At 70.2% G+C, this 14401-nt stretch carries 13 protein-coding genes; all 13 read left to right on the top strand.

What is annotated here, in order from left to right:
* Positions 1–21 precede the first annotated feature (21 nt).
* The 13 genes from thrC to AB0K18_RS14615 all read left to right on the top strand — a co-directional run bounded on the left by thrC (position 22) and on the right by AB0K18_RS14615 (position 14353).
* Positions 22–1080 (top strand): threonine synthase, encoded by a 1059-nt coding sequence (thrC, locus tag AB0K18_RS14675; protein WP_364914509.1) that lies wholly within the window; start codon positions 22–24, stop codon positions 1078–1080.
* 28 nt (positions 1081–1108) lie between these two features.
* Entirely contained in the window at positions 1109–2023 is a 915-nt protein-coding gene (gene thrB / locus AB0K18_RS14670) for a homoserine kinase (RefSeq protein WP_364914508.1), read from the top strand.
* 459 nt (positions 2024–2482) lie between these two features.
* Complete coding sequence (gene rho / locus AB0K18_RS14665; RefSeq protein WP_364914507.1) at positions 2483–4501, top strand: transcription termination factor Rho; 2019 nt, start codon at positions 2483–2485, stop codon at positions 4499–4501.
* A gap of 187 nt (positions 4502–4688) precedes the next feature.
* Complete coding sequence (gene rpmE / locus AB0K18_RS14660; protein ID WP_148033924.1) at positions 4689–4907, top strand: 50S ribosomal protein L31; 219 nt, start codon at positions 4689–4691, stop codon at positions 4905–4907.
* Between the two features lie 89 nt (positions 4908–4996).
* Complete coding sequence (prfA, locus tag AB0K18_RS14655; RefSeq protein WP_364914506.1) at positions 4997–6049, top strand: peptide chain release factor 1; 1053 nt, start codon at positions 4997–4999, stop codon at positions 6047–6049.
* A complete protein-coding gene (prmC, locus tag AB0K18_RS14650; RefSeq protein ID WP_345397538.1) occupies positions 6046–6900 on the top strand; it encodes a peptide chain release factor N(5)-glutamine methyltransferase in 855 nt (284 codons plus the stop codon). Before prfA ends, prmC begins: the two co-directional genes overlap by 4 nt.
* 120 nt (positions 6901–7020) lie before the next feature.
* Positions 7021–7668 carry an L-threonylcarbamoyladenylate synthase gene (locus tag AB0K18_RS14645; RefSeq protein ID WP_364914505.1) on the top strand — a complete coding sequence of 216 codons (648 nt, stop codon included), beginning with the start codon at positions 7021–7023 and terminating at the stop codon, positions 7666–7668.
* A 98-nt stretch (positions 7669–7766) separates the two neighbouring features.
* The gene (locus AB0K18_RS14640) at positions 7767–10460 is read left to right on the top strand and encodes a hypothetical protein (RefSeq protein WP_364914504.1); all 2694 of its coding nucleotides are present in this window, start codon (positions 7767–7769) and stop codon (positions 10458–10460) included.
* Positions 10460–10837: a hypothetical protein gene (locus AB0K18_RS14635; RefSeq protein WP_364914503.1), complete on the top strand. Its 378-nt coding sequence runs from the start codon at positions 10460–10462 to the stop codon at positions 10835–10837. Before AB0K18_RS14640 ends, AB0K18_RS14635 begins: the two co-directional genes overlap by 1 nt.
* 71 nt (positions 10838–10908) lie before the next feature.
* Positions 10909–12174 (top strand): serine hydroxymethyltransferase, encoded by a 1266-nt coding sequence (glyA, locus tag AB0K18_RS14630; RefSeq protein ID WP_364914502.1) that lies wholly within the window; start codon positions 10909–10911, stop codon positions 12172–12174.
* A gap of 57 nt (positions 12175–12231) precedes the next feature.
* Positions 12232–13518 carry an MraY family glycosyltransferase gene (locus AB0K18_RS14625; protein ID WP_364378825.1) on the top strand — a complete coding sequence of 429 codons (1287 nt, stop codon included), beginning with the start codon at positions 12232–12234 and terminating at the stop codon, positions 13516–13518.
* A gap of 131 nt (positions 13519–13649) precedes the next feature.
* Positions 13650–14072: a hypothetical protein gene (locus AB0K18_RS14620; RefSeq protein WP_364914501.1), complete on the top strand. Its 423-nt coding sequence runs from the start codon at positions 13650–13652 to the stop codon at positions 14070–14072.
* 65 nt (positions 14073–14137) lie between these two features.
* Entirely contained in the window at positions 14138–14353 is a 216-nt protein-coding gene (locus AB0K18_RS14615) for an AtpZ/AtpI family protein (RefSeq protein ID WP_355429926.1), read from the top strand.
* Positions 14354–14401: the final 48 nt, after the last annotated feature.

Raw genomic sequence — 14401 nt, 5'->3', positions numbered from 1 at the left:
CAGCGCAGGTAGGGAGTCATCATGAGCAGGTCGTGGCGTGGCCTCATCGAGGAGTACCGCGAGCGTCTTCCGGTCACCGCGAAGACGCCCGTCATCACGCTGCTCGAAGGCGGCACGCCGCTGGTGCCCGCGCACCGCGTCTCGGCGCTCACCGGGTGCGAGGTCTACCTGAAGGTCGAGGGGGCCAACCCGACGGGCAGCTTCAAGGACCGCGGCATGACGATGGCCATCAGCAAGGCCGTCGAAGAGGGCGCCAAAGCGGTCATCTGCGCCTCCACGGGCAACACCTCCGCCTCGGCCGCCGCCTACGCCGTACGCGCCGGGCTGACCTGCGCCGTGCTGGTGCCACGGGGGAAGATCGCGATGGGCAAGCTGGCCCAGGCGCTCGTGCACGGTGCCACGCTGCTGCAGGTCGAGGGGTCGTTCGACGACTGCCTGGAGATGACGCGCAAGCTGTCGTCCAACTATCCGATCGCGCTGGTCAACTCCGTCAACCCGTACAGGTTGCAGGGCCAGAAGACCGCCGCGTTCGAGATCGTCGACGCGCTCGGCGACGCCCCCGACATCCACTGCATCCCCGTCGGCAACGCCGGCAACATCTCGGCCTACTGGATGGGCTACGGCGAGTACGCCGACGACGGGGTGGCGACGAAGCGGCCGCGCATGTTCGGCTTCCAGGCCAGCGGCGCGGCGCCCATCGTGCAGGGCGCGCCCGTCACCCACCCGCACACGATCGCCACGGCCATCCGCATCGGCAACCCGGCGTCATGGGCGCTGGCCACCGCGGCCCGCGACGAGTCGGGCGGCGTGATCCAGGCGGTGACCGACCGGCAGATCGCGGCGGCGTACAAGTTGCTGGCGCAGGAGGAGGGCGTGTTCGTCGAGCTCGCTTCCGCCGCCAGCGTAGCGGGGTTGCTGCAGGCCCACGCGCAGGGCATGGTTGATCCGGGGCAGCGCATCGTGTGCACGGTGACGGGCAACGGGCTGAAGGACCCTGACTGGGCGATCTCGGGGGCGCCCGCGCCGGTGGTCATCCCCATCGACGTCCACGCCGCCGCGGCGGCGCTCAACCTCGCCTGACGGGGAGTGACGAGGGAAAAGTGAACGAATGAGGACCGTTGACATTCGCGTGCCCGCGACGTCGGCCAACCTGGGGCCGGGTTACGACGCGCTCGGGCTCGCGCTGAGCCTCTACGACGAGGTCACGGCCACGCTCACCGGGGAGAGCGGCGTGCACGTCGTCGTGGAGGGCGAGGGGGCGGGGGAGGTCGATCCCGGCGAGGGGCATCTGGTCGTCAAAGCCATGCGGATGGCGTACGACCGCATGGGCGTGCCCCAGCCGGAGGGCATACACCTGCACTGCCGCAACCGCATCCCGCACGCACGGGGGCTCGGATCGTCGTCGGCCGCGGTGTGCGCGGGCATCCTCGCCGCGCGCGCACTCGCGGACTCGGGGGAGAACGCGCTGAGCGACGACGACGTCTACGCGCTGGCCACCGAGATGGAGGGCCATCCCGACAACGTCGCACCCTGTCTTTCCGGCGGGCTGACGGTCTCGTGGTCCGACCACACCGGGCTGCCGCGTAGGCTGAAACTAGTTCCCGACCAGCGCATCCGTCCGGTCGTCTGCGTCCCTTCGACGCGGCTGTCGACGGAGGCCGCCCGGGGGCTGCTGCCGAAGGACGTGCCCCACGAGGACGCCTCCTTCAACGCCGGCCGGGCCGCGCTGCTGATCGCGGCGCTGACCCAGCGGCCAGAGCCAGGGCTCCTGCTCGCCGCCACAGAAGATCGGCTCCACCAGCAATACCGCGCGCCTGCCATGCGGCAGAGTGCGGATCTGGTAGAACGTCTCCGTGCAGTGGGCGTGCCCGCGGTCGTTTCGGGAGCGGGTCCCACGGTTCTTGCGTTTTCGACATCGGATTCGCAGGATTTGATCGCGCCAGAAGTGGGTAATGACTGGCACATCCAGCAAATGGACGTCGACCCGGTTGGTGCGAACGTTCAGTTCCCCGAGACACGCTGATACCTCTTTAGACCTTCAGGGAATAGCCGTGTGCGCTGGTGATGTTAGGCTGATAGCCGCACCAGATGCCCCCTTGGTGGGTGCGTGCTTGTCAGCCATACATCGCTGCATCATGTTTCTCACGTCGCGAGGCGTGAGCAGCGCGGCTGTCTCCCCGGAATCCGTTGCCTCCGGTTGGCCCACACCCGGTTGGCGCAACGCGAGGTGGCGACGACGGGGATCTGCGCGTTCGAATCATCTCGACATCTGGTTGGCGACAGCAATCTGGGGGGTGTCGGCCACGCGCCAAGGGCCATCGGCGGCGTGGACGAACCCCTCCCCAAGAGTGGCGGCCGTCTCAAGCGACAGCCGAAGATCGCAAAGTGCACCCCGACCCGGTCTGTCCCGCCGGATCGCAAGCACCTCCGGGACGCCCGGAAGAACAAATCCGGCGCCCGACCCCTGGGAAGGACCTTTTAGTTGAGCGACACCACCGAACTCCTCTCCGACGCATCAGGCGCTGAGCCGGCGTCCGGCGACACCCCCACCCGCGCAGCGGCCAAGCCGCGTGCGCGTCGCTCCGGCACCGGCCTGTCCGCCAAGGTGCTGCCCGAGCTGCAGAAGATGGCAGCGGAGCTGGGCATCAGCGGGACCGGGCGCATGCGGAAGAGCCAGCTCATCGCGGCCATCCAGGAGAAGCAGGGTGGCGGTTCCGGAGACGGCGCAGCGACGGCCGCGCCGGTGGCCGAGGCCCCCGCGGCCGCCCCCGCAGAGGCGGCGCCCGCGGCGGAGCGACCCACCCGTACACGCAGGGAACGTTCCCGCGCCAAGACCGTGGAAGAGCCCGCGCAGCAGCCCGCCGCCGCCGCGCCCGAGCCCGTGGCCGCAGCGCCTGAGCCGGTCGCCGCCGCCGTGGCGGAGCCGGTCGTGGAGCAGCAGTCGCAGCCCGGGGACGCCGGACAGGGCGAGTCGCGCTCCGAGCGCGGCGAGAGCAGGCGTGAGCGCCGCAGCCGTGGCGAGCGCCGCGAGCGGGGCAGCGACCGTAACAGCGACCGTGGTGACCGCGGTGACCGCGGCGATCGCGGTGACCGCACCAGCGACGGTGGCCGTGACGGCGGTCGTGATGGCGGCCGTGACAGTGGTCGTGACGGTGGCCGCGATGGGGGTCGCGGCGACCAGCGCGAACGCGTCGCAGCCGACGCGGGCGGCCGTTCCGACCAGCGCGGCGACCAGCGGGGCGACCAGCGCGGCGGCGACGACGACGAGCGCGGCGGACGCAGCCGCAGGGGCCGCTTCAGGGAGCGCAACCGTGGCCGCGGCCGCGACCGCTTCGACAGCGGCGAGCCCGTCATCGGCGACGACGACGTGCTCATCCCGATCGCCGGCATCCTCGACATCCTCGACAACTACGCGTTCGTCAGGACCAGCGGCTACCTGCCCGGCAGCAACGACGTCTACGTCTCGCTCGCCCAGATCCGCCGCAACGGCCTGCGCAAGGGCGACGTCATCACCGGCGCCGTGCGGCAGCCGCGCGAGGGTGAGCGGCGCGAGAAGTTCAACGCGCTGGTCCGCCTCGACACCGTCAACGGCATGGACCCGGAGCAGGCCCGCAACAGGCCCGACTTCAACAAGCTGACGCCGCTCTACCCGCAGGAGCGCCTGCGCCTCGAGACCGAGCCCAACATCCTCACCACGCGGATCATCGATCTCGTCTCGCCGATCGGCAAGGGCCAGCGCGGTCTCATCGTCTCGCCGCCGAAGGCGGGTAAGACGATGGTGCTGCAGGCCATCGCCAACGCGCTCACCCGCAACAACCCCGAGTGCCACCTCATGGTCGTGCTCGTGGACGAGCGGCCCGAAGAGGTCACCGACATGCAGCGGTCGGTCAAGGGCGAGGTCATCCACTCGACCTTCGACCGTCCCGCCGAAGACCACACCACGGTCGCCGAGCTCGCCATCGAGCGGGCCAAGCGCCTGGTGGAGCTGGGCCACGACGTCGTCGTCCTGCTCGACTCGATCACCCGGCTCGGCCGCGCGTACAACCTCGCGGCCCCCGCGTCCGGGCGCATCCTGTCGGGTGGTGTCGACTCCACGGCGCTCTACCCGCCCAAGCGCTTCTTCGGCGCCGCCCGCAACATCGAGAACGGCGGCTCGCTGACGATCCTCGCCACTGCCTTGGTCGAGACCGGGTCCAAGATGGACGAGGTCATCTTCGAAGAGTTCAAGGGCACCGGCAACATGGAGCTCAAGCTCAACCGCTCCCTGGCCGACAAGCGGATCTTCCCGGCGGTCGACGTCGACGCGTCCAGCACGCGTAAGGAAGAGATCCTCATGGCCAAGGAGGAGCTGCAGATCGTCTGGAAGCTGCGCAGGGTGCTGCACGCGCTCGACATGCAGCAGGCGCTGGAGCTGCTCCTGGAGAAGATGAAGGAGACCAAGTCCAACGCGGAGTTCCTCATGCAGGTCCAGACGACCACGGTGAGCAACGACCGCGGCTAGCGGCTGCGTCGTGAGGGGTGGCGGGGTCGCCCGCCACCCCTCACGCGTTCCCGTGCCGGGCTCATGAGGAATGAGCGATGGCCTGGGATGGTTTCACGATCTGGCACACTGGTAGCTGACCATTTTGCGGTTCCGGTTCACGCCATGCGTGAAGGCGACCCGGCGGCCGCACCCCGAAAGGACAGCGATGAAGCGCGACATCCACCCTGACTACCACGTGACGCAGGTGACCTGCTCCTGCGGCAACACGTTCACCACCCGCAGCACCGCGAAGAACGGCGTGATTCACGCCGACGTGTGCTCGGCCTGCCACCCGTTCTACACGGGCAAGCAGAAGATCCTCGACACCGGCGGCCGGGTGGCCCGCTTCGAGAAGCGCTTCGGCAAGAAGGCCTCGGGCAAGTAGCTCCACGTACGCCGGCCCGGACGCACACGCGTGCGCCGGGTCGGCGTTGTTGGTGAACGGCCCGTACTTCTCGATACAAAGGATCCACGGTGAATCTCGACGAGTTGCTCAAGGAGTATTCCGAGCTGGAGTCGCAGCTCGCCGACCCCGCCGTGCACGCCGACCAGAACAAGGCCCGCACGCTCGGCAAGCGCTACTCCCAGCTCACGCCCGTCATCGGCACCTACCGCGAGCTGGAGTCGGTCCGCGAGGACCTCACGGCCGCCAAGGAGCTGGCCGGTGAGGACGAGACGTTCGCGGCCGAGGCCATCGAGCTGGAGGCCCGCATCCCGCAGCTCGAAGAGCGGCTGCACCACCTGCTCATCCCGCGCGATCCCAACGATGACAAGGACATCATCATGGAGATCAAGGCGGGCGAGGGCGGCGAGGAGTCCGCGCTGTTCGCGGGCGACCTGCTGCGGATGTACCTCCGCTACGCCGAGCGGCTCGGCTGGAAGACCGAGATCATCGACAGCCAGCCCTCCGACCTCGGCGGCTACAAAGACGTCACGGTCGGCATCAGGGCCAAGGGCGACGAGGGCGTGTGGTCGCGGCTGAAGTTCGAGGGCGGCGTCCACCGCGTGCAGCGGGTGCCCGTCACCGAGTCGCAGGGCCGCATCCACACCAGCGCCGCGGGCGTGCTCGTCTACCCGGAGGCGGAGGAGGTCGACGTCCAGATCGACCCCAACGACCTGCGCATCGACGTCTACCGCTCCAGCGGCCCCGGCGGCCAGAGCGTCAACACCACCGACTCCGCGGTGCGCATCACCCACCTGCCCACCGGCGTCGTCGTCTCGTGCCAGAACGAGAAGAGCCAGCTCCAGAACAAGGAGTCGGCCCTGCGCATCCTGCGCGCCCGGCTGCTGGCCATGGCGCAGGAGGAGGCCGAGGCCGCCGCCCAGGCGGAGCGCAAGTCGCAGGTCCGCACCGTCGACCGCTCCGAGCGCGTCCGCACCTACAACTTTCCGGAAAACCGCATCTCCGACCACCGCGTCGGCTTCAAGGCGTATAACCTCGACCAGGTGCTCGACGGCGAGCTCAACGCCGTCACCCAGGCCCTCATCGACGCCGAGATGGCGGAGAAGCTCGCACAACACTCATGACATTTCTGCTGGACGAGATCGCGCTCGCCACTGCCCGGCTGGCCGAGGCAGGCGTTCCTTCGCCGCGCACCGACGCCGAGGAGATCGCGGCCTTCGTCCACGGCGTGCGCAGAAGCGAGCTGCACACCGTCAAGGACTCCGACTTCGACGCGCTCTTCTGGGAGGGCGTGGCCAGGCGTGAGGCCCGCGAGCCGCTGCAGCACATCACCGGCCACGCCTACTTCCGCTACCTCGAGCTGGCCGTCGGGCCCGGCGTGTTCGTGCCGCGGCCCGAGACCGAGGTGATGGCCGGCTGGGCCATCGAGACCCTGCGCGAGATGGACGTCACCGCGCCGCTCGTCGTCGACCTCGGCACCGGCTCCGGCGCCATCGCGCTGTCCATTGCGCAGGAGGTGGCGCTGGCCGAGGTGCACGCCGTCGAGGTCGACCCCGCGGCGTACACGTGGGCCAAGCGCAACATCTCCGAGCTCGGCCAGGGGCGCACCCACCTGCACCCGGAAGACCTCGCCGAGGCGCTGCCCGAGCTCAACGGCAAGGTCGACCTCGTCATCTCCAACCCGCCCTACATCCCGCCCGGCGCCATCCCGCGCGACCCCGAGGTGCGCGACTACGACCCCACCAGGGCCCTTTACGGCTCGGGCGACGACGGGCTCGGCGAGGTGCGCGCCGTCGAGCGCACCGCGCGCCGGCTGCTGCGGCCCGGCGGGTGGGTGGCCGTCGAGCACGCCGACGAGCAGGGCAGGGCCGTCTACCTCACCTTCCCCGAGGACAACGGCTGGCGCGACGTACGCCTGCGGCAAGACCTCACCAGACGAGACCGCTTCGTCACGGCCAGGCTGGGCCAGGACTAGGATGCACGCGAAGCGGCGCTACCTGCTCCTGACCGCCGGGGGCCACGGCGACCGTACTTGGAGGAAGGAGGAGGCCTCGACAGCGCCGTTCACCCGCTGAGCGGAGCGAGGCAACCTATCGTGGGACGACGTTTCGACTGCTCCGATCCCGACCAGCGGACCATCGGGCTCATGGAGGCCGCGGCCGCCGCTCGCCGGGGCGATCTCCTGGTGCTGCCGACCGACACGGTCTACGGCATCGGCGCCGACGCCTTCACACCGGAAGCCGTCACCAGACTGCTCGAGGCCAAGGGGCGCGGGCGTGACATGCCGCCGCCCGTGCTGGTGGGCACCGTACGCGCGGCGAGCGCGCTGGTGGACGACCTGGGGCCGTACGGGCAGGACCTCATCGACGCCTTCTGGCCCGGGCCGCTGACGCTCATCTGCAAGGCCAACAGGGCTCTGTCGTGGGACCTGGGCGACACGAAGGGGACGGTCGCCGTACGCATGCCGCTCCACCCCGTCGCGCTCGACCTGCTCAAGGAGACCGGGCCCATGGCCGTCTCCAGCGCCAACCGGTCCGGTGCGCCCGCCGCCACCACCGTGGACGAGGCCGAAGAGCAGCTCGGCGACGCCGTCGAGGTCTATCTCGACGGGGGCAAGACCACCGACAACACCCCGTCCACCATCCTCGACCTCACCACCGCCGTGCCACGGCTGCTGCGGCGCGGGGCGATCCCCGTGGAGAAGCTGCGCGGCATCATCGGTTACGTCGCCACAGACGACTGACTGACGACTAGTCGTATACCCGCTGCTTATTCCGGCTGCCAAGCCGCTCCCGTCGTGGTTACGTGGGCGCGGAGCGGCTAGACGTCGGGGAGTGGCGCATGGGCAAATACGACGGCATGGACCCCAAGCTGGTCCGTGACCTGCTGGCCGAGGTCAAGCGGGCGGCTGCGCAGATGCGTACGACGGAGGAGCGCGTCCGCCTCGCCATGCACCAGGCCGGGCTGCCCCTGCAGAGCACCCACCGTCCCGTGCAGGTCGCCGACGCGGTGGACGTCATGGTGCGCGACGTCGACAAGCGGCTCGCCACCCTGGAGAAGCGGGTGGATCCGCCGCCGAAGGCGGGCTCGGGTTCGGCCGGGGAGGACGCGAACTCCACCCCGAAGGAGTCCCGGGGGGACCGGGACCGGTACGAGAACCCCCGCAACCCCGGCTCCCCTTCTGGTTCCGACGACAGAGCCGGGTCGAACGGGCGCGCCGAGACCGGCGGAAAGACCGGCACCGGCGGGAACCCCGGCTCCGACGGCAAGCCCGACGTGGGTGACAAGCCCGGCGGCGGGCGGCCCGACGCGAACGAGCGGCTCGACTCATCGGGAAAGACCGGCACCGGCGACAAGCCGGATGTGGGCGGCCAGAACTGCGACGACAAGAACCCCCGCCCCGACCAGGACAACGAGAACGCTCGTGACGGGGGAACCGGCCAGGGGAACGGGACCGGTCGGGACAGCGGGACCGGCCAGGGGAACGAGACCGGTCGGGACAATGGGACCGGGGGCGACGGCAGGACCGGCGATCGAGCCGGCGACCAGCCTGTGAGCCAGCCCAAGGACGACGACCTGGACAGCCGCCGTGACCGCGGCAACGACGCCGACGCCAGAGGCACGGACACCGGCGCTACGGACAACGGGACCGCGGACACCGGAGCCGCGGACACCGGAGCCTCGGACAACGGGACGGCCGGCACCCCTGTGGGCGACGGTCAGGACGCGTCCAAGCCACAGGTCGTGGTGGTCGATGGCGTGAAGGTGCTGCAGGTGCCGCTGGACCCGCCGTCCGCCGCAGCCATCGAGGAGATGCTGCGGAACCCCGACAAGGTCCAACCGGCGGACATGCCGAAACTCCCCGCCGACAACGCCACACTCCCGCCGGACACCAACGACACCGGCTCAACGAACGGCACCGGCTCGTCCGACGCGACCGGCACCGCGAACGTCAACGGCTACGCGAACGACGGCAGCGACGTCGTCTCGGCCGAGGCCCGCCCACCGGACCTGGACGCCCTCAAGACGGTCATCGAGAACCACCGGGACATAGCTCCCCAGGAGATGCCCGGTGTGGAGGTCCCGCGCGGCGAATACGGTCAGAGCCAGTGGGCCGAACGCGACATCCGCCCGGACGGCCCCACCGGCTCGATCGCCCCCGGCGCCCCGATCACGGGCATCACCCAGACCCTCCCACCGATCGACGCGACCTCAGGCGGCCTGACGACGGACGGCCACGTCACCTCGACGAGCGGCGCCGCAGCAGGCGGCGCGGGCACGATCGCGGGAGGCCACACCCCGGACGCACCCGGCACAGGCACCACACCGTCAGACCCAGGTGCCGGCAACCAACCCGACGGATCCTGCCCACCCTCCAAGGACGCACCCCAGGACACGGGGGAACGGGGTACAGGCGGTACCGGGTCTGGTGACCAAGGTGCCGACGGAAGCGGTTCCGGTGAGCGGGGCACGGGTGGTCAGGGCTCCGGTGGCGGGGCCGGGGACCAGGGCTCCGGTAGTGGTGGTGCCGGGGAGCGTGGCGTGGGCGGTCAAGGCTCCGGTGGTGGCGGGGCCGGGGAACAAGGTGCGGGCGGTGGCGGGGAGCGTGGCGTTGGTGGTGGGAATGGGGATCGGGGTACGGGTGGTGGCGGGGGTCAAGGTGCCGGTGGGGGCGGGGGACAGGGCGGTACGGGTGGTCAAGGTGCCGGTGGCGGGAGCGACGGCCAAAGTGCGGATGGCCGGGGCAGGCCCGTCACGATTCCGCCGACCAGTCCGTCCGTCGAACCCCCCAACGGCGCCGCCACCGACCCTGCGACCACAGCGCCTGACCGTGGCGCCGGTGGTGGAGCTCAAGGTGCCGGTCCTGCCGGGGCGTCACAGGGCTCGGGGGCCGGGAACCCGCCAGGGGCCGGGGATGGCGCCGTGATGGCTCAGGAGGCCGGTTACGGGTTCGGCGCAGGGCAGGAGGTCGGTTACGGAGCGGAGGCGGCGTACGGCGCTCTGGGCGAAGGCGGCGACGGCGGGAGCTCCGACCGTGGAGCTCAGCCCGGAGCAGGCGGGCCCGGCACGGTGGCCGGAGATCGAAACGAGGGCTCGGGCGGTGGCGGGCCTGGGGCGGTCGCCGGGGAGCGCCACGAGGGCTCGGGCGGTGGGGGGCTTGGGGCGGTCGCCGGGGAGCGGCGCGAGGGCTCGGGCGGTAGCACGCCTGGGGCGGTGGCCGGGGAGCGGCAGGTTGGTGCGGCCGGTGCGTACGAGGTGTTGATCGCGTACGACGTCGAGCCGGGCTACGAGATGACGCCCGGCTCCGACAGCGGGAGGTGGGCGAATGACGGTGACGACGTCGTGTCGGCCGGGGTGCGGCCGCCGAGCCTGGAGGCCATGAGGACCGTGATCGAGCACCACCGCGACATCCGTCCCCAGGAGATGCCGTCCGTGCAGGTGCCGCCGGGCGAGTACGGCAAGGGGGAGTGGGCGCCCGAGGACATCAGGCCGGACGGCCCGCCCGGTGAGGTGGACCCGGAGAGGAGAGCGTGATGTACGTCGACCCGCCGGCCCCCAGGGCGAAGGGCCGTTCGGAGGCGCCCCCGATCACCTCCACGGGCCCGCTGGAGGACCCGCAGCGGGCCTGGCGCTTCAATCCCGACTACGAACGCCTGGTCACGGCATGGGAGACGGTCAAGCCGCAGCTCGACGACCTGAGAACGGTGCTGGACAAGGCGTTCGCGCTGGCGAAGAGCCCTCAGACGTGGGACGCCCCGGTGGGCGAGCGGTACCTGGAGGACATCAGGGAGTGGCGCAACAGGCTGGCCCTTTACCGGCACGCCGTCCTGACGTCGATCAGCGACGAGGCCGCCGACACCCCGCGCTGGGTCCAGACGACGGCGAACGCCCCGCACGCCTACCCGTCGTGAGGTCATGAGGGCGGATTTCGGGGCAGCCATCGTGTATGGGAGAAACGGACATCCGGTCGTACAGTGGGGAAATGGGTGCAGAGCCCTACTACGGCCCTGACTTCGGGCAGCTGCGTGAGCGTGACCCCGAGATCGCGCAGGTGCTGCTCGACGAGCTGGACCGGGTACGCGGCGGCATCCAGCTCATCGCCAGCGAGAACTTCACCTCGCCCGCCGTCATGGCCGCCCTGGGCTCCACGCTGACCAACAAGTACGCCGAGGGCTACCCCGGCCGGCGCTACTACGGCGGCTGCGAGGTCGTGGACCGGGCGGAGCGGCTGGCGGTGGAGCGGGCCAGGAGGCTGTTCGGGGCGGACCACGCCAACGTGCAGCCGCATTCCGGCGCGTCGGCGAACCTGGCCGCCTACGCCGCCCTGCTCCAGCCGGGCGACACGATGCTGGCGATGGCGCTGCCGCACGGCGGTCACCTGACGCACGGCTCGAAGGTCAACTTCTCCGGCCGGTGGTTCGACGTCGTCTCGTACGGCGTGCGCCGCGACACCGAGCTGATCGACTACGACGAGGTGCGCGACCTGGCCCTGCGCCGGCGGCCGAAGCTGATCGTGTGCGGGGCGACGGCGTACCCGAGGCTGATCGACTACGGGGTCTTCCGCGGCATCGCGGACGAGGTGGGCGCGTGGCTGATGGCGGACGTGGCGCATCCGATCGGGCTGATGGCGGGCGGCGCGATCCCGTCGGCGGTGCCGTACGCGGACGTCGTGACGTTCACCACGCACAAGGCGCTGAGGGGACCGCGCGGCGGCGCCATCCTGTGCACGTCGGAGCTGGCGAAGCGGATCGACCGCGCGGTGTTCCCGTTCGTGCAGGGCGGCCCGCTGATGCATGTGGTGGCGGCGAAGGCGGTGGCGTTCGGCGAGGCGATGCGGCCGGGGTTCGCCGGTTACGCGCGCCGGGTGGTGGCGAACGCGCGGTCGCTGGCGGCGGCGCTGGCGGCGGAGGGGATGCGGCCCGTGTCGGGCGGCACGGACACGCATCTGGCGCTCATCGACCTGCGCGAGGTGGGGGTGTCGGGCGCCGAGGCGGAGCGCAGGTGCGCGGCGGCGGGCATCACGCTGAACCGCAACGCCGTCCCGTACGATCCGGAACCTCCGGCGGTGACGTCGGGCATCAGGGTGGGCACGCCGTGCGTGACGACCCAGGGGATGGGCGAGGACGACCTGGCGGAAGTGGGAGAACTGGTGGCCAGGGCGGTGCGCGGGCCGGAGGCATCGGCCGAGGTCAGGGAAAGAGTTGCGGCCCTTCTGGCCATCCATCGCCCATATCTCAGCGAATATTAAGCTGGTCTGTGTCGTTTTCCGGTCACAGCTGGCCGGCGTATCCGGGAAACTAGGGTCGTGCGCGAATACCTGTTCATGGCGCTCATCTCAGCGGCGGTGACCTATCTGCTGGTGCCGTTGGTGCGCCGCTTCGCCATCCGCATCGGCGCCATGCCCGAGGTTCGCGAGCGCGACGTGCACACCACGCCGACGCCGAGGCTCGGCGGCCTGGCGATGTACGGCGGCCTGGTGGTGGGCCTGCTGTGCGCGAGCCGATTGCCCCACAGCGGCGCGGCGCTGTCGGAGTCCGACGCCAACGCGGTCACGGCGCTCATCGTGGCCGGCGGCCTCATCACGGTGACGGGCTTCCTCGACGACTGGTGGGGCATGGACGCCTTCATCAAGCTCGGCGGGCAGATCGCGGCGGCGGGCGTGCTGGTCGCCTACGACCTGCGGCTGCTCTACATCCCGCTGCCGAAGGACTGGGGCGGCTCGACCAGCCTCGACTACACCCTCAGCACGATCATCACCATCATGGTCGTGGTCGTCACCATCAACGCGGTCAACTTCGTCGACGGCCTCGACGGGCTCGCGGCCGGCATCGTCGGCATCGCGGCCATGGCCACCTGGGCCTACTCGATCTTCCTCGCCCAGAGCATGAGCGTCGGCAACATCACCACGACCGCCGCCATCGCGGCCGTGCTCATCGGCACCTGCGTGGGCTTCCTGCCGCACAACTTCCATCCGGCGAAGATCTTCATGGGCGACACCGGAGCCATGCTGATCGGCCTGGTGCTGGCCTCCTCGATCGTCACCGTGACCCCGCTCGACCCGGCGGCCATCGAGGACATGAACAAGTTCGGCGTGCTGCTGCCGCTGATGCTGCCGGCCGCCGTGCTGGTGCTGCCGCTGGTCGACCTGATCACCGCGGTGGTGCGGCGCACGTCGCAGGGCCTGTCGCCGTTCGCCCCCGACCGCGGTCACCTGCACCACCGGCTGCTCGACATCGGCCACTCGCAGCGCCGCTCGGTCCTGATCATGTATGCGTGGGCGTTCCTGTTCGCCTTCGTCGTGGTGCTGATGTCCCGCCAGGGTGTGCCGGTGCTGCTGTTCCCGGTCTTCATCGTGCTGGCGCTGGCCGTGCTGGTGCTGATGGCGGCTCCGCGCTGGCGCGGCAGGGGCGGCTCGCGCCCGGCGTCACGGCGTGACGAGCCCGACGACGACGGCCCGCCGACCGGCCCGATGCCCCCGATCCTGCCGGACCCGCAGGTCAGGCGGCAGATGCCGCCGCCGGGCGGCGCCGCGCACGAGCGCGCGAGCACAGAGGGCAATCCGGTCATCACCGCATTTCCGCACCGTCCGTGACAGTGAACTAGAAACGGCAGGTAAAAGCGGTCTTCCGTGAGCTTGTGATATCTTTCACGAGCAGGGGCCTCCAGATGTACCGGTTCTGGAGGTAGCAAACGCTCGCTTGATAACTTGCCGATGGAGCATTGATGCAGGCCAACGACGTGCGCGTACTCAAGAGCGCCGCGATTCCGACCCTCGCGGTCGGGCTGGTCGCCGTGCTCGTGTCCCTCCTGCTGGCAGGTGGCAAGGGAGCGCTCGGAGCCGCGCTCGGCACCTTGCTCGTCGGGGTCTTCTTCAGCATCAGCGTGGTGGCGGTGTCCTACGCCGCCCGGGTCTCCCCTCAGGTGATGGCCATCGCGGCGATGCTGAGCTACCTCGTCAAGGTCGTCGTCATCATGCTCGTGCTCAACGCGTTCCGCGACACCACGGCGTGGAACACGCTCGCTTTCGCTTGGTCGGTGGTGATCGGCACCATCGTGTGGACCGGTTTCGAGGTCCGCGCCTTCATGAAGACCAAGATGCTGTACGTCGACCCCGAGGCCCGGGTCCCCGGTAAGGGTGACTCATGATGCCGATGGCCGGGCGGGGCCCGATATGACTAGCCCTCTGTCCGCCTGCTATCGTCGGGGCCGCGATGAGCGCACAGGAACGCCGACCGGAAGAAGACGGTCGCGACTTCGCCGACGCCATGTGGTCAGTCCCCAGCTATCTGCTCGCGGGGATGGCCGTCTACGGCGGTCTCGGGTGGTTGCTGGACCGGTGGCTGGACATGTCCGCGTTCTTCCCCATAGGCGTGGTTCTGGGGGTTGTGCTCGCCGGCTACCTGGCCTACCGGAAGTTCAGTCGCTAACCCGGCGCAGCGATCACTTCGCCGAGGTAACTCTTGTGATCCACTACG

Origin of the sequence: Nonomuraea sp. NPDC049421, from assembly GCF_040677005.1 — a bacterium.
Lineage (GTDB): Bacteria > Actinomycetota > Actinomycetes > Streptosporangiales > Streptosporangiaceae > Nonomuraea > Nonomuraea salmonea.
This window is presented reverse-complemented; position numbering and strand designations above follow the sequence as displayed.